17 protein-coding genes are annotated in these 17,802 nt (G+C 39.3%); 13 read left to right on the top strand and 4 right to left on the bottom strand.

Annotated elements, in window-relative coordinates:
* Positions 1 to 59: 59 nt before the first annotated feature.
* Entirely contained in the window at positions 60 to 494 is a 435-nt protein-coding gene (locus P256_RS08195) for a DUF2147 domain-containing protein (RefSeq protein ID WP_023273219.1), read from the top strand.
* Between the two features lie 47 nt (positions 495 to 541).
* On the opposite strand, the gene P256_RS08190 is transcribed toward P256_RS08195, so the two are convergent.
* A complete protein-coding gene (locus tag P256_RS08190; protein WP_023273218.1) occupies positions 542 to 892 on the bottom strand; it encodes a Spx/MgsR family RNA polymerase-binding regulatory protein in 351 nt (116 codons plus the stop codon).
* Between the two features lie 544 nt (positions 893 to 1,436).
* A complete protein-coding gene (locus P256_RS08185) occupies positions 1,437 to 2,258 on the bottom strand; it encodes an exodeoxyribonuclease III (protein ID WP_023273217.1) in 822 nt (273 codons plus the stop codon).
* 41 nt (positions 2,259 to 2,299) lie between these two features.
* Between P256_RS08185 and pyrE the strand changes: the two genes are divergently transcribed.
* Positions 2,300 to 2,950 carry an orotate phosphoribosyltransferase gene (gene pyrE / locus P256_RS08180; RefSeq protein WP_023273216.1) on the top strand — a complete coding sequence of 217 codons (651 nt, stop codon included), beginning with the start codon at positions 2,300 to 2,302 and terminating at the stop codon, positions 2,948 to 2,950.
* Positions 2,951 to 2,978: 28 nt separating this feature from the next.
* Here the strand turns inward: pyrE and P256_RS08175 are convergent, their stop codons facing one another.
* A complete protein-coding gene (locus P256_RS08175; RefSeq protein WP_023273215.1) occupies positions 2,979 to 3,191 on the bottom strand; it encodes a DUF1737 domain-containing protein in 213 nt (70 codons plus the stop codon).
* Positions 3,192 to 3,351: 160 nt separating this feature from the next.
* Between P256_RS08175 and P256_RS08170 the strand changes: the two genes are divergently transcribed.
* The 9 genes from P256_RS08170 to lpxC all read left to right on the top strand — a co-directional run bounded on the left by P256_RS08170 (position 3,352) and on the right by lpxC (position 13,627).
* Positions 3,352 to 4,170, top strand: a complete 819-nt coding sequence (locus P256_RS08170; protein WP_023273214.1) for a shikimate 5-dehydrogenase — start codon at positions 3,352 to 3,354, stop codon at positions 4,168 to 4,170.
* Positions 4,171 to 4,214: 44 nt separating this feature from the next.
* On the top strand, positions 4,215 to 5,159 hold the full coding sequence (gene gshB / locus P256_RS08165; RefSeq protein WP_023273213.1) for a glutathione synthase: 945 nt from the start codon (positions 4,215 to 4,217) through the stop codon (positions 5,157 to 5,159).
* Positions 5,160 to 5,518: 359 nt separating this feature from the next.
* Positions 5,519 to 6,619, top strand: coding sequence for an undecaprenyldiphospho-muramoylpentapeptide beta-N-acetylglucosaminyltransferase (gene murG, locus P256_RS08160; protein ID WP_040331973.1), 1,101 nt, complete (start codon positions 5,519 to 5,521; stop codon positions 6,617 to 6,619).
* Between the two features lie 13 nt (positions 6,620 to 6,632).
* Positions 6,633 to 8,081: a UDP-N-acetylmuramate--L-alanine ligase gene (gene murC / locus P256_RS08155; protein WP_023273211.1), complete on the top strand. Its 1,449-nt coding sequence runs from the start codon at positions 6,633 to 6,635 to the stop codon at positions 8,079 to 8,081.
* 46 nt (positions 8,082 to 8,127) lie between these two features.
* Positions 8,128 to 9,054, top strand: a complete 927-nt coding sequence (locus P256_RS08150) for a D-alanine--D-alanine ligase (RefSeq protein WP_023273210.1) — start codon at positions 8,128 to 8,130, stop codon at positions 9,052 to 9,054.
* Between the two features lie 3 nt (positions 9,055 to 9,057).
* On the top strand, positions 9,058 to 9,909 hold the full coding sequence (locus P256_RS08145; protein ID WP_023273209.1) for a cell division protein FtsQ/DivIB: 852 nt from the start codon (positions 9,058 to 9,060) through the stop codon (positions 9,907 to 9,909).
* 64 nt (positions 9,910 to 9,973) lie between these two features.
* Positions 9,974 to 11,236: a cell division protein FtsA gene (gene ftsA, locus P256_RS08140; RefSeq protein ID WP_023273208.1), complete on the top strand. Its 1,263-nt coding sequence runs from the start codon at positions 9,974 to 9,976 to the stop codon at positions 11,234 to 11,236.
* A gap of 169 nt (positions 11,237 to 11,405) precedes the next feature.
* Positions 11,406 to 12,602, top strand: coding sequence for a cell division protein FtsZ (ftsZ, locus tag P256_RS08135; protein WP_023273207.1), 1,197 nt, complete (start codon positions 11,406 to 11,408; stop codon positions 12,600 to 12,602).
* 122 nt (positions 12,603 to 12,724) lie between these two features.
* Positions 12,725 to 13,627: a UDP-3-O-acyl-N-acetylglucosamine deacetylase gene (gene lpxC, locus P256_RS08130; RefSeq protein WP_023273206.1), complete on the top strand. Its 903-nt coding sequence runs from the start codon at positions 12,725 to 12,727 to the stop codon at positions 13,625 to 13,627.
* An 82-nt stretch (positions 13,628 to 13,709) separates the two neighbouring features.
* On the opposite strand, the gene P256_RS08125 is transcribed toward lpxC, so the two are convergent.
* Entirely contained in the window at positions 13,710 to 14,150 is a 441-nt protein-coding gene (locus P256_RS08125; RefSeq protein ID WP_023273205.1) for a DciA family protein, read from the bottom strand.
* A 105-nt stretch (positions 14,151 to 14,255) separates the two neighbouring features.
* On the opposite strand from P256_RS08125, the gene P256_RS08120 reads away from it, so the two are divergent.
* Complete coding sequence (locus P256_RS08120) at positions 14,256 to 14,846, top strand: M23 family metallopeptidase (RefSeq protein WP_023273204.1); 591 nt, start codon at positions 14,256 to 14,258, stop codon at positions 14,844 to 14,846.
* A gap of 238 nt (positions 14,847 to 15,084) precedes the next feature.
* A complete protein-coding gene (aceE, locus tag P256_RS08115) occupies positions 15,085 to 17,802 on the top strand; it encodes a pyruvate dehydrogenase (acetyl-transferring), homodimeric type (RefSeq protein WP_023273203.1) in 2,718 nt (905 codons plus the stop codon).

Here is a 17,802-nt window from a genome sequence, read left to right as displayed (position 1 = left end):
GCAACATTGTTTTAATTTGATTGTATTAATAATTTATCCATGTGGATGAAGGTATCGAAATGAAGAAAATATTACTTGCTCTAGGACTTTTGGGTAGTATGGCTGTACATGCAGCAGACCCTCTTAATGGTACACTTTGGAAAACCATTGATGATGAAACAAATCAGCCAAAAGCATTGGTGATGTTTCACGAACAAAAAGATGGTGTTCTTACAGGAACAATTGAGAAAATTTTAGTGCCTGGAGAAGATGGACCGTGCGATGGTTGTGAAGGGCCATATCATAATAAACCTTTGAAGGGCGTAACGATTGTTCATCATTTAAAAAGTATTGGTAATGGTCAATATGCAAATGGTGAAATTACAGATCCTAAAAATGGTAAAACCTATAGCTTAAAAGGAGAAATCTTAAATAATGGTAAAACATTGAAGCTAAGAGGCTATTTGGGTATTTCTTTATTGGGTCGAAATCAGATTTGGCAACGTGCTCAATAAGTTATGAAAATGAAAAGTCTGCAATAAAGCAGACTTTTTTATGAAAATTAATCTTTAAGAGCTTTATATTTATCTTCATCAAAACCAACAATAATGCCATGAGCAGTTTCTAAAACGGGACGCTTAATCATGCTTGTATTGGCTTGGAGTGTATTAATTAATTCAGATTCACTTTCTAAAGCTTTTTGCTGTGTTTGAGCATCTAGCTTACGCCAAGTTGTTCCTTTTTTATTTAAGATGACATCTTGCCCTGCTTCTGCAAACCATTTCTGTAAATGTTCAGCATCAACACCTTGTTTTTTGTAATCATGAAATTCGTATTCGAGTCCAAGTGCTGTGAGTAGGTCGAATGCTTTTTTCATAGAGCTACAGTTTTTTATGCCATAAATCTTTAACATTGTCGTGCTATTCCTAATATCGTAGCTATTAGCCTATCTAAGAATAGTGAATATCTCTAGAGGGAGAAGAGTAAAAATGAGTGTTATTATAAAAGAGAAAACCCGCATTATATCATCCTGATTATGCGGGTCTCATGGTTCAACGTCCAGTGTCACATCCTTGAAAAATAAATTAAATCATTAACTTATTTTCTTTCCATCCTACGGCTTCCAATCCTTGTGCTGTCATCCTGACATATCCCTTTGCCGTGTGCTCATATTGCGCTTATTTAAAGTGAATGGATAGCCTCAAAAACGACAAAATTTGTAGGTGAATAGCTAGTCTTAAGTGAACAGATGTTCACTTTTTGATTTTTTGATTTAAAATATTATATATATCATGAGTATAGATTCAGCTCAAAAAGATTATTCTTATAACGATATATCAAAAGTAGAATATATTTTTGGAGGTAAGGTATAGATACTATAAAGTTAATTTGATTTTGATTGCTCTTTTCTTATTTTTAAAAAAGAGGCAACGCTTGGTTGACCTCCTTTATCTCGACTATTTAATACGATAGTCAATAATCACAGGTGCATGGTCGCTATACCACTGTTCACGATAAACCCAAGCATTTACTGTACGTGCTTTCCAATCAGGCGAGCAGGCTTGATAGTCAATACGCCATCCAACATTCTTTGCACGGGCTTGTCCTCGATTAGACCACCACGAGTACAACTCTGCCTCAGGGCGCACTTCTCTAAATGTATCGACATAGCCAAGATCATCGTACATATGGTCTAGCCATGCACGCTCATGAGGCAAGCAGCCTGATGAGTTTTTATTGCCTGACCAGTTTTTAATATCAATGCGTTTATGAACGATATTATAGTCACCACAAATAATGATTGACTTATCTTCATCTCGCCATTGTTTTAAAATATTTTGGTAGTGTTCTAGAAAAACTTCTTTTCTTGCTTGTGCTTCATCGCCAGAAGATCCTGATGGGAGATAAAGCGAGCAAATATAAACATTTTTCTCTAAACCAAGGTCAAACTCGGCAGCAGTAAAACGCCCTTGGCTGTCTGCAAGTTCAAAACCTAGTCCATCTTTTACCGACACAAAAGGCAGACGACTATATATGGCTGTACCCGCATAACCTGCTTTTTCAGCAGGGAATAAATGTGTATGCCAGCCTTCAGGCTTAAATTGATCTGTCCATTGTACGTGAGTAATACGACTTTCTTGAATACAAACAACATCTGCATCTGACTGCTCAAGCCATTCAAGAAGCCCTTTTTTTACCGATGCACGTAGGCCATTGACGTTAAGAGAAACAACTCGAAGAATTTTTTCATCACTTGGATAGTGATCCTTTGGTATCATATGCCAGTTTGACCTCAGTATCTAAAAAAATGGAGCACCGCATGACAACGCCGAATCAATTTAACCCTGAAGCTTTTATTGAACTTGCTTTATCACGTGGTGTGCTTAAGTTTGGTGAGTTTACTTTAAAATCGGGACGTGTGAGCCCTTATTTTTTTAATGCTGGCTTACTCAATGATGGCGAAGCCTTATCTCTTTTGGCGCAAGGCTACGCGGCACAATTAATGGCTTGTAACGATGTTGAAGTCATTTTTGGCCCAGCATATAAGGGAATCCCATTTGTTGCAGCAACGGCGGTGGCTTTATCGCAACAATATAACCAAAGTGTACCATGGGGTTTTAACCGTAAGGAAGCCAAAGACCATGGCGAAGGTGGTGTTTTAGTGGGTGCATCGGTTGCAGGTAAAAAAGTCTGGATTATTGATGATGTAATCACAGCGGGTACGGCAATTCGTGAAGTGGTTGAAATTCTTAAAGAAGCGGGTGCAAGTATTGCAGGGGTATTGGTTGCTTTAGATCGTCAAGAACGTGGGCAAGGCAAGCTTTCTGCAATTCAGGAAGTACAAAAAGAACTTGAAATTCCAGTACATGCATTAATTACCATGAAAGATTTAATGGACTATCTTGAACAAAAAGGTGATCAAGAGTCACTTGCTAGTATGCAAGCATACCGTGTGAAATACGGTATTTAAATATGAGAGGAGCCGAAAGGCTCCTTTTTTATGAGGCAGATTTTAGCTCGAATAAAATATCGGTATCTTCCTGATAGTCTTTAGCGACCTCCTTACAAATTGCTTGTCCAACAATAATATTTTCACCATTAAATGACATAGTTGGTGAACCATAAAGTTCCCACCCTAGATTAATAGCTTTGCTAACGCGAGCACAAAATGCTGAATCATCAACACCTGTTAAATAGCGATATAGTTTCATCTTTTGAACTTCATAATAGTCGACTTGTCATCATGACAGAGATCGCTCTTAAATTTAATCATCGTTGTAGAAATTTTACAGACAAGCAAGTTTACAAGGTATTTTGAATTCAAAGTGCTAGTATAAATGTTCAGGAAAATTAAAAGTGATAGGGAAGCACATGAGAATAAATAAGGATACGGTTTTATGTATGTCATTGGCAGCAAAACCAAGTAACTTTGGAACACGATTTCATAACTACTTATATGAAGAACTTGATTTAAACTTTATGTATAAAGCATTTGCACCACATGATATTAAACAGGCGATACTTGGTGTGCGTGGTTTGCCTGTACGTGGTTGTGCAGTTTCTATGCCGTATAAAGAAGTGGTAATTCCCTTGGTCGATGAAATGGATGCCTCTGCACAAGAGATTCAGTCTGTAAATACGATTGTAAATACAGATGGCATATTAAAAGCATATAATACCGACTATATTGCAATACAAAAAATTATTGAAAAACATGTGATTGATCCAAAGACTCGCTTTGTACTCAAAGGCAGTGGGGGTATGGCAAAAGCGGTTGCATTTGCACTGAAAAGTAAAGGGTTTAAGAACGGGATTATACTTGCAAAAAATGAAATCTCAGGTTCTGCACTTGCAGATGCAACAGGCTATGTGTGGAAAAAAGAACTATCAGATACAGATGAAGCAGATCTTTTAATTAATGCAACACCTGTGGGGATGCAAGGTGCAGGTTATGAAAATGAAACTGCTTTCTTAGATAAAGAAATAAGAAATGCCAAGGTGATATTTGATGTCGTTGCACTTCCTGAAAATACACCACTCATTCAACTTGCTGAAAAATATGGCAAGAAAACGATTTTAGGCTCTGAAGTTTTTGCATTACAAGCATTAGAGCAGTTTTACCTATATACAGGGGTTTATCCTGAAAAAGAATTATTTCATGCTGCTGCGACCTTTTCTCGTACACTCTGATCGCAGTATGATGAACGAAACTTTAATTGCATGAGAAGAAAATAATGCGTGTACTTGTAGTGATGGACCCCATTGAACATGTAAATCTTAAAAAAGACTCGACAATGGCAATGCTTTGGGCAGCATCTCGTCGTGGTCATGAACTTGGCTATGTGTTACAGCAAGATTTATATATTAATCAAGGCAAAGCATTTGGTCTTGTTTCACCACTTCAAGTTTTTGAAAATTCAGAAAAATACTATGAACTTGGTGAAAAAAAATCACAATCATTGGCTGAGTATGATGTGGTGTTAATGAGAAAAGACCCTCCTTTTGATATGAACTTTGTGTATACAACTTACATATTAGAGCAGGCAGAAAGAGAAGGTGCTTGGATTATTAATAAGCCGCAATCATTACGTGACTGCAATGAAAAGCTTTTTGCAACTCAATTTCCTGAACTACAAGTACCGACACTTGTAACTTCTCAGCAATCATTGATTCGTGAGTTTATTCAAACGCATCAAGATGTCATTGTAAAACCCCTTGATGGTATGGGTGGAAGTGGAATATTCCGTTTAAGTGCACAAGGTGCAAATATTGGCTCAACATTAGAAATGTTAACGGAACTAGGTAAGCAACCCATCATGGCACAACGTTATATTCCTGAAATTACAGCAGGGGATAAACGTATTCTTATGGTCAATGGCGAGCCAATTCCTTACTGCTTAGCACGTATTCCACAAAATGGTGAAGTTCGTGGTAATTTGGCAGCAGGTGGTCTTGGTGAGGCTCGACCACTTACAGCAAAAGATAAAGAAATTGCAGCAAAAGTTGGCCCGATCTTACGTGAAAAAGGACTTGTTTTTGTGGGTCTAGATGTGATTGGTGAATATGTCACAGAAATTAACGTCACAAGTCCAACATGTATTCGTGAAATTGATGCTCAATTTGGAACGTCTATTGCAGATACCTTGTTTGATGTACTTGAGCAAGGTCGAGTGAGTTAATCATTGGTAGCATTGATATGAGCATGTGCTCATATCAATGATTGTGATTTTTTTCGCATTTTATATAAAAATAGAGAACTTGGGTTGTAAGGTTTGTCTTATACAGAGTAGACTAATCAATATATTTAGCCCAAAAATCTAGTTGTTGCTGAATTTATATGATGAGTTAGCACATATAAATAGGGTGTTGGGTATAAAATACATAATGCGTATCATAAGCTTGCTCAGAGAAGAAGCCATACAACGGCAAAATTCATCTAAATTTGTTTAAACGATGTGAAAATCGTTCACGCATGAAGTAGTTTATGATTACAATAAGATATGAAAATTTAATAGTTTATAACTGAAGTATTATACACGTGAGCAATTCTCAAAAGCCCCAATCTAAACATATTCTTATGATGGCCGCAGGAACAGGTGGTCATGTTTTTCCTGCGCTTGCCGTAGCAAAATTATTACAACAACAAGGGCACCAAATTTCATGGCTAGCAACGCCAAATGGTATGGAAAATAGATTGCTTCAAAATGAAAAAACGATTCCAATTTACCCAATTGATATTCAGGGTGTGAGAGGAAATGGTTTTATTCGTAAAATTGTTGCTCCTTTTAAAATTCTAAAAGCCACGTTTGGTGTAATTAAAATTATTCAACAACAAAAAATTGATGTTGTTGCAAGTTTTGGTGGCTATGTTGCAGGTCCGGGTGGTTTAGCTGCACGTGCACTAGGTATTCCTATTTTAGTCCATGAACAAAATGCAGTTGCTGGTTTTACCAATCTTCAACTTGCACGTATGGCCAAGAAAATTTGCCAAGCTTTTCCAAAAACTTTTCCTGAAAGTGAAAAAGTGGTGACGACAGGTAATCCTGTACGTGCGGAAATTGCACAAATATTGAGCCCAGCATGGCGTTATGAGCAACGCGAAAAAAATAATCAGCCTTTGAATGTTTTGGTTGTAGGTGGTTCTTTAGGTGCTCAGGCACTCAATGAAACATTACCTGAAGCATTTAAGCAGCTTTCGATGCCATTGCAAATTACACATCAATGTGGTCAACAAAAGTTAGAGGCAACACAAGCAAAATATCAAGGTCTACCTGCTCATATTCAAGTCAATACCGTTCCATTTATTGAAGATATGGCAAAAGCATATAGTGATGCTGATTTAATTATTTGTAGAGCAGGTGCGCTTACAGTGACAGAAGTTGCAACCGCAGGTGTAGCGTCTGTATTTATTCCACTGCCAAGTGCCGTAGATGACCATCAAACAGCAAATGCAAAATTTTTATCGGATATTGGTGCAGCGAAACTTTGCCCACAGGCCACATTTACAGTAGAACACGCTGTAGAAGTGTTAACACCATTAATGAATCGAAAGTTCTTATCTGAAATGGCGGTGAAAGCTCGCCAGCATGCACAACCAAATGCGACAGAACAAGTCGCTCATTTAATTGAAACACTATAAGTTAGAGAGTTATATGTCTCCAGCAATTCCTGCTCAACAAGCAAAACAATTGATCAAAGTTCCTGAAATGCGCCGTATTAAGCATATTCATTTTGTAGGTATTGGTGGTGCTGGTATGTGTGGTATAGCCGAGGTGTTAAAAAACCAAGGTTACCATGTGTCAGGGTCTGATATTAAAGCTTCAAAAACAACAGCCCAATTAGAAAAAGATGGATTGACTGTTTTTATTGGTCATTCTGCAGATAATGTAAAAGATGCAGATGTGATTGTGGTTTCTACAGCAATTGATCGTGAAAATCCTGAAATTAAAGCAGCTATAGAACAACGTATTCCATTGGTTCGACGTGCAGAAATGCTGGGTGAGTTGATGCGTTACCGTCATGGAATTGCTGTTGCAGGTACACATGGAAAAACGACAACAACAAGCTTGCTCACAACAATGCTTGCAGAAGAAAACTTTGATCCGACTTATGTGATTGGTGGTTTGCTCAATAGTACGGGTGTAAATGCAGCGTTAGGGGAGAGTCGCTTTATTGTGGCAGAAGCAGATGAATCTGATGCTTCATTCCTACATTTACAACCGATGGCTGCAATTATTACCAATATTGATGCAGATCATATGGATACGTATGAAGGAAGCTTCGATAAGTTAAAAGATACCTTTGTCGAGTTTACACGTAGACTGCCATTTTATGGTTTGGCAGTGGTCTGTGGAGATGATGCAAATATTCGTGAAATTATGCCAAGACTTGCGCGTCCAATACTGACGTATGGTTTTGAAGAACATAATGATATTCGTGCGATTGATATCCTACAAGATGGTATGCAGTCGCACTTTACAGTACTTCGTAAAGGACATGAACCACTACGTTTAACCATTAATCAACCGGGATTGCATAATGTACTCAATGCACTGGCTGCTATTGGTGTTGCTACAGATGAAGGTGTTTCAGATGCTGCCATTAGTCGTGCATTGGCAGGGTTTAGTGGTGTTGGACGTAGATTCCAGATTCACGGTGAGTATGCGCTTGATGGAGGCACAGTTAAACTGATTGATGACTATGGTCATCACCCGAAAGAAGTGGACGCAACGATTAAAGCTGCACGTCAAAGTCACCCAGATCGCCGTTTAGTTATGGTTTTTCAGCCGCATCGCTTCTCTAGGACACGCGATTGTTTCGATGACTTTGTAGATGTACTGTCACAGGTAGACCAACTTGTTCTATTAGAGGTCTATCCCGCAGGTGAAAAGCCAATTGTTGGTGCGGACAGCCGTGCGTTGGCACGTAGTATTCGATTGCGTGGTCAGGTTGAACCAATCCTTGTCGATCCAATAGATGAAAAGCATCTTGAAAGTGTAATTAAAAGCGTATTAAAGTCCAATGATTTAGTGCTCACACAAGGCGCAGGCAATGTTGGCGCGATTTCTGCAGAGTTAGCACAAAAGAAATTGTTTTTGTAAGTCATTCAATGGGTTTTATCATCATTTAAAGTTTAAGGAAATAAATGTGTCAAATGCTTCTAAATTCGGCAAAGTTGCGGTCTTGCTTGGCGGTTGTTCTGCTGAAAGAGATGTCTCTTTAGATAGTGGGAAATCGGTACTTACATCTTTATTGAATTCAGGTGTTCAGGCTGAAGCATTTGACCCTAAAGAGCGTTCCGTTACAGAACTTGTAAATTATGACCGTGCATTTATTGTTTTGCATGGTCGTGGTGGTGAAGATGGTCAAATTCAGGGTGTACTTGAATGGTTAAACATACCTTATACGGGAACTGGGGTACAAGGTTCCGCAATAGGTATGGATAAGGTAAAAACAAAGCAAATTTGGCAGGGGAGTGATTTGCCGACAGCACCTTATCGTATTGTGACCAAAGAAACACCTGCAAATGATGTTATTGAAGCATTAGGTTTACCACTCATTATTAAACCAGTACATGAAGGTTCTAGTATTGGTATGAGTAAAGTTGAAAAAGCAGAAGACTTTGCGACAGCGATTGCAAAAGCAACTGCACTAGATGATGTAGTTATGGCTGAAAAGTGGATAACAGGTCGTGAATATACCATTGTGGTACTAAATGGTCAGGCATTGCCAGTTATCCGTTTACAGCCACCTGAAGATGTTGCTTTTTATGACTATGATGCAAAGTATCAGCGTAATGATGTGCAGTATGGTATTCCAAGTGGTTTATCTGCTGAAGATGAAGAAGCATTACAGTCATTAACTTTACGTGCCTTTCAAGCAGTTGGTGCAAATGGCTGGGGACGTATAGATGCAATGCAAGATGAGCATGGGAACTTTTGGTTACTTGAGGTGAACACTGTACCAGGAATGACCAGTCATTCGCTTGTACCGAAAGCTGCACAAGCAGTGGGTTATAGCTTTGATGCTTTGTGTTTAGCAATTTTAGAACAAACAATAAAAGCGGCTGGCTAGTTTATGGCTCAACTACCTGCTTCAATGCGCCGTAAACGTACGGCAGCAGTGACTTCTATTCATGATAAGCCACCATCAAAAAAAGAAACAATTGCAAATGTGGGAGGATGGTTACTTCTTATATTTGCAACAGTAGTTGCTTTAGCAGGTGCTTATGGGCTGTATAAAGTCATTACAGATGCGCATGTCGCCGACTTAGATGTTGTAGGCACAGACTCACCTGTAGAGAGCCAGCAGGTAGTAAGCTATGTTCAGCCTGTTGTAAAAAACAACTATTTTACTGCCGATTTAGAGCAAATTCGTGACCGAGCATTGGAAATTTCATGGGTTGACCATGTGGTTGTTTCTCGTGCATGGCCAAATCAGATTCGATTGCGTATTATTCCTCAGCATCCTGTAGCACGTTGGGGAACGGGTCGTTTACTTAGTGATAATGGTACGGTGTTTAAAGAAGCTGTACCTCAAAATCATGCGAATTTGCCGTTGTTACATGGCCCTGCAACGCAAGCTCAACTTATGATGCGTCGTTACAATGAAATTAATCAATTGTTTCAACCATTAAATTTACATTTGAAAGAACTGTACTTAACTGAACGCATGACATGGTTTATGCAGTTTGATACAGGTCTAAGAATTATTGTTGACCAAGACCAAACAATGAGTAAGTTACAACGACTCAGTCAGATGGCTTCAAGAGACTTAGAACCTGTGTGGTCACAGATTACCACAATTGACTTGCGCTATAGAAATGGCTTATCTATCCAATGGAAAGGTCGTCCACCTGTACTACATGGTCAATTTGTTGTAACGAATAGTGACTCTACCATTGCAGGAAGAGAGAAGACCAAGCGATAATACGCGGTTTTAAATAGCAGGCGTATATACGCCAAAATTAATGATAAATAAATGGTATTAGGTAATGAGTGACGCTGTTTCCTCAGTTGTAGCAATAGATATTGGAACGCACAAAATTGCCGTTCTAATAGGAAAGGTACATTCTCCTGACAATATTGAAGTTGTGGGGATGGCCACCGCGCGAAACCGTGGAATGAGTAAAGGCAAAATTGTTAGTTTAGATAAAGTGATTGCTGCTGTAAAAAACGCAGTATCAGCCGCAGAAGATATGGCTGAATGTCGTATTCACTCTGCGTGGGTATCTATTCCAAGTACAGATTTGAAAAGCTTTTACGCGCTCGGTACAACGCCTATTCATAATCCTGAAAAAATAATAACAACCAATGAAGTTGTGCGTGCATTAGAGCTTGCGAAAGAGCAATATATTATTCCTGACTATTATTTATCTAGCGCTGTTCCTTTAGGGTTTGAACTTGATGGTACAGACCAATGGGTAATTAATCCTGTAGAAATGTCTGCACAGCAGATTACAGGACATTATCAGCTCATGATGTTGCCTATTAATACAATGCAAAATCTTGATCGGGCAATGAAAGGGGCAAGTATTGGTGTAGAGAAAATGGTCATCTCTTGTTTGCCAACATCTGAAGCAAGTTTGTTACAAGATGAAAAAGACTATGGTGTATGTCTTATTGATATTGGTGCAAGTACAACCAGTGTTGCCGTATATTTAGATGGTCGACTTGCTTTTACACAAACTTATACCATTGGTGGTGAAAACGTCACACGTGATATTGCAGCAGTCTTGCAAACAACCACTGAAGAAGCTGAAAGGCTGAAAGTTTTACATGGCTGTATCGATTTAAACGCAGTCAAACCAGACCATATGATACAAGTGCAGGGGATTGAAGGACCTCAAACGATTAGTCGTATAGAGCTGAGTGAGATTATTATTGCGCGTTATGAAGAAATTTTAAACAAAATTCGTGGTGATTTAGAAGGTACGGGTGCAATTCATGGTCTATATCATGGTATTGTTTTAGCTGGAGATGCATGCCAAATCGAAGGTATGGTTAATTTCACGCGTAGAGTGGTTGGAATATCTGCACATCTTGGAAATGCGCCAATACAGGTAACTGCAATCGACGAATTGCTTCCTGCATTACGCCGTTCACAATATGCAACGGCAGCAGGGTTACTCATGTATAGCCAAAGAGAAACCTCTGAGGCATTTGATGTGCAAAGCGATGAAGAAGATCAGACGCTTGTAGAGCGTTTGAAAAGTGGATGGAATACATTAAATAATAAGCTGAAGTCAATCTTTTGAGTTAAACTCAGTTTAGACATTGTAGGGATGTTGTAAGTGAGAGCATTGATACTTGACAAAGGTCACTCTCTCACTTCATCCTAAAAAAAATTTGTATTTTTAGTTATGAAGTGCAAGGCAGTATACGGGCTCAAGTGGCTGCCAATAAACATTAGGAACACTCAAGGTCATGGCCTCATTTGAATTTTTAGACGACGAACAACTTGATGGTAACGGTCAAGCCCGTTTCACTGTATTTGGTGTAGGTGGTGGGGGCGGTAACGCTGTTCAGCACATGGTGCAATCAGATATTAAAGGTGTGAAGTTTGTTTGTGCAAATACAGACAAACAAGCATTAGACCGTATGAATGCACCTTTTAAAATCCAACTTGGTGAGCAAAGCACACGTGGACTTGGTGCTGGTGCAAACCCTGAAGTGGGGCAAATTGCAGCAGAAGAAAGTCGTGAGCAAATCCGTCAGCACTTAGAAGGTGCAGATATGGTATTTGTGACTGCAGGTATGGGTGGCGGTACAGGTACAGGTGCTGCACCAGTAGTTGCAGAAGTTGCTAAAGAGATGGGGTTACTTACGGTTGGTGTTGTTACTACACCATTTAACTTCGAAGGTCGTCGTCGCCAAAAATCTGCTGAAAAAGGGATTGAGGCACTAGAGCAATTTGTAGACTCATTAATTATTATTCCAAATGAGCGCTTACTGAATGTTTATGGCGATATTTCAATGCAAGATGCTTATCGTAAAGCAGATGATGTATTGTTAAGCGCTGTGCGTAGTATTTTTGACTTGGTTGTACGTCCGGGACATATTAACCTTGACTTCGCCGATTTAAAAACAGCGATGAGTACACGTGGTTATGCAATGATGGGTGAAGGCAAAAGCTCAGGCCCTGAGCGTGCTGAAGAAGCTGCACGTTTAGCAATTCGTAGCCCATTACTCGACAACGTAAATATTATGAATGCCAAAGGTGCACTGATTAATATTACAGGTGGTAATGACGTTACTTTACGTGAAACGCAAATTATTACCGATGTTGTGAATCAGATTGTCGATTTAGATGAAGGTGAAATCTTCTTTGGAACAGTCTTTGACCCTGAAGCACGTGATGAAATTCGTGTAACTGTGATTGCAACAGGTCTAACTCGTAATGCAAATAAGCAAGAGACTCGACCTTCAAAAGTTGCTGTTCACCAAGCAGCACATCAGCAGGCGGCACGCCAACAACCTGTGTCTGAAGATGAAATTCCTGCGATTCAGAGACAGCAACAGGCTGAAAATGCACCACAACAAGAACCAACGGCGGCACAGTCTAATGCAAGACCAAGCCCAATGAGTATTCAAGAATACCTTAAAAAACAACAAGGTAGATAATATTTGTTTGCCCGATGGTTTTAATCTGAAAAAAGGTAGGTGTTTCATCTACCTTTTTTCTTTTTTATCAATGGCTAAATGTGCTAACGTATAGCGGTTTTATAGGTAGAAGATGAGTACAGATGTTGAAACAGCGTACCCTCAAACGTGTTGTTAAAGCCAGTGGAATTGGCTTGCATAGCGGACAAAAAGTCATGATTAATTTTGTGCCGCATACGGTTGATTCGGGCATTGTTTTTCGTCGTATTGATGTTCAGCCACCTGTGGATATTCCTGCAGATGCAATGCTTATTCAAGAAGCATTTATGTGTTCGAACCTCATTCAAGGTGACTTGAAGGTTGGGACAATTGAGCATGTCATGAGTGCAATTGCTGCATTGGGAATTGATAACCTCATTGTAGAAGTGTCTGCATCAGAAGCACCTATTATGGATGGTAGTGCAGGGCCTTTTATTTATTTACTTATGCAAGGTGGACTTGTTGAGCAAGATGCGCCGAAAAAGTTTATAAGAGTCTTAAAGCCTGTTGAAGCTCAGATTGATGATAAGACAGCGAAGTTTTCACCACATGATGGTTTTCAGCTAAACTTTACCATCGACTTTGATCATCCTGCTTTTGCAAGAGAGTATCAGTCTGCAACAATCGATTTTTCTACCGAAACATTTGTATATGAAGTCAGTGATGCACGTACATTTGGTTTTATGAAAGACCTCGATTTTTTAAAGGCCAATAACTTAGCTTTAGGCGCAAGCTTAGAAAATGCGATTGGTGTTGATGAAAATGGTGTGGTGAATGAAGAAGGTCTACGCTATAACGATGAGTTTGTGCGCCATAAAATTTTAGATGCTGTTGGTGATCTTTATTTGTTAGGTTATCAAATTATTGCAAAGTTCGATGCTTATAAGTCAGGGCATGCATTGAATAATCAGTTATTACGCAATGTAAAAAGTGATCCTTCTGCTTATGAAATTGTAACATTTGATGATATTAAAAACTGTCCTATCCCTTATGTAAGTGTAATTTAAGCATTTAATCGAAAACTAATGTTTGTTTAAAAACGTGAACTAAAATTGCTCATCTTTATAAAACATATAATAATTGAACATGTTACTTTTTTTGATTAACGAAATTAAGTAGTGCTTGGCTTAGCTTTGGGTCAGTTACAAAGCTTGCAGCACTTTTGAGCATATTTTGTGTTTCCTCAGGAAGAGGTTGAGATACTTTAGGTGCATTGGGAATACTTTGTTTAGGGCGAAGTCTCACATGGATTCTCTCTAAATCTTTGAAAGCATCTAGTGCTGAGAGTTTTTGCACATAGTTTTTTTGCAAGTAGCCAAGTTGACTAATCATTGCCTGATTTTCACCTGTTAATGTCAATATCCCATGCTGATAACATGCAACTTGCCAGTTCTCAGGTTGTGGTAAAAGTGGCTGAATAATGTTTGTAAGCTTTTGCCAATATGCCACTTGTTGAGTTAAGTGTTTTACATTACTTGATTTATTTGTTTTTTTATTTGCTGTTTCGAAAAACTTGGTGGGTTGTGACATTGCATTACTCTGTTTATAAATGACAAGGATAGTAATGTGATTGAGTTGAGTCAAACAAGAGATATGAAACGGTTTGGGTAAAACCTAACATAAATGGGAAAATTTATGCGCCGTATTTTTTTTGCATTATCTATGCTTGCGTCAACACCATTTGCTTATGCAGATCTGATTGAAAATTATAGCAGTCAAGAGGATGTTGAGTCACGTGAGCAACAAAATCGTTTGGATACAAAAAAGTCATCAAATATTGCAACCAATGTAGCATCAAAAAATACTAAGTTCTCAGAAAAAAATGCAGTGATGCAGTGGCTAAAACAGCATCCATTGCCTAATACACGTATGAGCTCAGATTTTGGTGAGCGTATTATGTTTGGGAAACGAGAGGGACATTCAGGTGTCGATTTTGCAGCACCTACAGGAACCCCTATATTTGCTTCAGGTTCAGGGCTGGTTGTTCGAGCAGGCTGGGTAACAGGATATGGTCAATTCATCGAAATTAATCATGGCAATGGTTACTTAACTCGCTATGGACATGCTTCACGGTTATTGGTTAAAGTTGGAGACCGTGTAGATGCTGGCGATGAAATTGCAAAGGTAGGCTGTACAGGGAGATGTACAGGTGCACATCTGCATTATGAAATTGTACTTGATGGAAAGCGTAAAAACCCTGAAACTTATTTAGCAATGTTGCCATAAGTTGCATATAAAAACTGATGTATAATATCACCAGTGAAATCTCTATAAGCTAGAAAAATAGGGCTTTACCATTGAATTACTTGTATCGTAATTTTATGTTTAAAGTGGTTTAAATTCATCGGTATTTATTTACGAAATGTCGAGATATAGTTGTATTCAAATGTAACCATTACTTATAGCCATGAAAACATGGTAAAACTATAGGCGGTTATTGATAATGATTAAGGAAAGGTGAAATATGGCGTATTATGGTGATTCCGACGCTCAAGAAACCCAAGAATGGCAAGATGCCTTTGATTCTGTTTTACAACATATGGGTACAGAGCGTGCCGCTTTCTTATTAGAAAAATTGTATCAACAAGCTGTTGCAAAACATGTGCCTATCCAGCGTCTTAATACGCCATATCTAAATACGATTTCAGTTGAAGAAGAGCCTGCTATGCCGGGTGACTCAAGCATGGAACGTCGTATTCGCGCACTTATTCGTTGGAATGCATTGGCAATGGTGTTGCGTGCAAACAAGACGGGCGATGATTTGGGTGGTCACTTAGCAAGTTTTGCATCTTCAGCAACGTTGTATGATGTTGGCTTTAACCATTTCTTCCGTGCCAATAGTGATAACTTTGGCGGTGACATGATTTATTACCAAGGTCACTGCGCACCAGGTATTTATGCACGCTCGTTCTTAGAAGGTCGTTTAACAGAAGAACAACTGAGTAATTTTCGTCGTGAAGTGAATGGTAATGGCTTACCAAGCTATCCACATCCTTATTTAATGCCTGACTATTGGCAGTTCCCAACAGTTTCTATGGGACTTGGGCCAATCATGTCAATTTATCAAGCACACATTCAAAAGTATTTGATGAATCGTGGTTTGATTAAAGAAGAAGACCGTAAGGTATGGGCATACCTTGGCGATGGTGAAATGGATGAACCTGAAAGCTTAGGTGCAATTTCCCTTGCAGGTCGTGAAAAGCTAGATAACCTTATTTGGGTTGTAAACTGTAACTTACAGCGTCTTGATGGTCCTGTTCGTGGTAACGGCAAAATCATACAAGAACTGGAATCTTTATTCCGTGGTGCTGGCTGGCGCGTCATTAAAGTGGTATGGGGTCGTCAGTGGGATCCATTACTTGCAAAAGATCACTCAGGTGCACTTAAAGCATGTATGGATGAAACCGTAGATGGTGATTATCAGCGTTATCAAGTGAAAGGTGGTGCTTATACCCGCGAGAAGTTTTTTGGTAAATATCCAGAATCTGAAGAACTCGTAAAAAATCTAAGTGATGATGATATTGATGCGCTTAAGCGTGGTGGGCATGATCCGCATAAAGTGTATGCAGCTTATGCAGCAGCAACACAAAGCAATGGTCAGCCAACGGTTATTCTTGCAAAAACTGTAAAAGGTTATGGTCTTTCTGACGAAATCGAAGCAGTCAACAAGACGCATCAGATTAAAAAAATGCAGTTAGAGTCGCTGAAGTACTTCCGCAACCGCTTTAACTTGCCATTTAATGATGAGCAGTTAGAAGAATTGCCATTCTATCGTCCAAGTGAAAACTCACCTGAGATGAAGTATCTTAAAGCGCGCCGTGAGTCACTCGGTGGCTACTTACCTGCACGTCGTAAAGAAAGTGCTGCTTTACCAATTCCTGAGCTCTCTGTATTTGATGCTGTATTAAAAGGAAGTGGTGGTAAAGAGCAATCGACTACAATGGTTTCTGTGCGCTTAATTTCGGCATTACTAAAAGAAAAAGCACTGAAAAATCATGTTGTACCGATCGTTCCCGATGAAGCACGTACATTTGGTTTAGAAGGAATGTTCCGTCAGCTCGGTATTTATGCTGCACACGGTCAGAATTATACCCCTGAAGACCAAGAGCAACTGATGAACTATCGCGAAGCAAAAGATGGTCACATGTTGCAAGAAGGGATTAACGAAGCAGGTGCAATGAGCGCATGGGCAGCGTTGGCAACAAGTTATTCAACCAATAACTTACCTATGATTCCAATGTACATGTACTACTCCATGTTTGGTTTCCAACGCATTGGTGATATTGCATGGGCCGCAGGTGATGCACAAGCACAAGGCTTCTTGTTCGGTGCAACTGCAGGTCGTACGACATTAAATGGTGAGGGTTTACAGCACCAAGATGGTCACTCTCATATTCTTGCGGGAACAATTCCTAACTGTGTGGCTTATGACCCATGCTTTGGTTATGAGCTTGCTGTAATTATGCATGATGGTCTAAAACGCATGTATGCAGACCAAGAGCGTGTGTTCTATTACCTCACATTAATGAATGAAAACTACGAGCACCCACCAATGCCTGAAGGCGTTGAGGAAGGGATTAAACGTGGTATGTATTTATTTGAAGAAGATGAAAAAGCAACTGTGCAGCTATTGGGCTCAGGCGTTATTTTACGTGAAGTGATTAAAGCTGCAAAAATACTTCGTGATGAATACCAAATTCATTCAAATGTTTGGAGTGTTACAAGCTTTAATGAGCTTGCACGCGATGGCATGGTATGTGAAGAATACAATCGCTTACACCCAATGGATGAAACAACACAAGAGTCATGGGTATCACAGCAATTACGCCCAACAGATGGTATCGTTGTTTCAGCAACGGATCACATGCGTGCATATAGTGAACAAATTCGTGCGTATCTTCCAGATAACCGTCCGTATGTCACATTAGGGACAGATGGCTTTGGTCGTTCAGATACACGTGCAAACCTTCGTAGCTACTTTGGTGTAGATGCTGCACATATTGTTGTTGCAACACTGAAGAAACTAGCAGATGAAGGTGAAGTAGATAACCGCTTAGTTAAAGATGCTATTTCATCATTTGAATTAGAGACAGATCGTCCTGTTGCATGGGCACCACAAGCGCATCCTGAAGTACAACCCGTTGCTGAGTATCGTGAAGATCAAGCAGGTGAGGAGAACTAA

It is taken from the genome of Acinetobacter nectaris CIP 110549 (assembly GCF_000488215.1).
In the GTDB taxonomy this organism is placed as follows: domain Bacteria; phylum Pseudomonadota; class Gammaproteobacteria; order Pseudomonadales; family Moraxellaceae; genus Acinetobacter; species Acinetobacter nectaris.
Note: the sequence above shows the minus strand (reverse complement) of the source record. Positions and strands in the feature narration are given on the sequence as shown.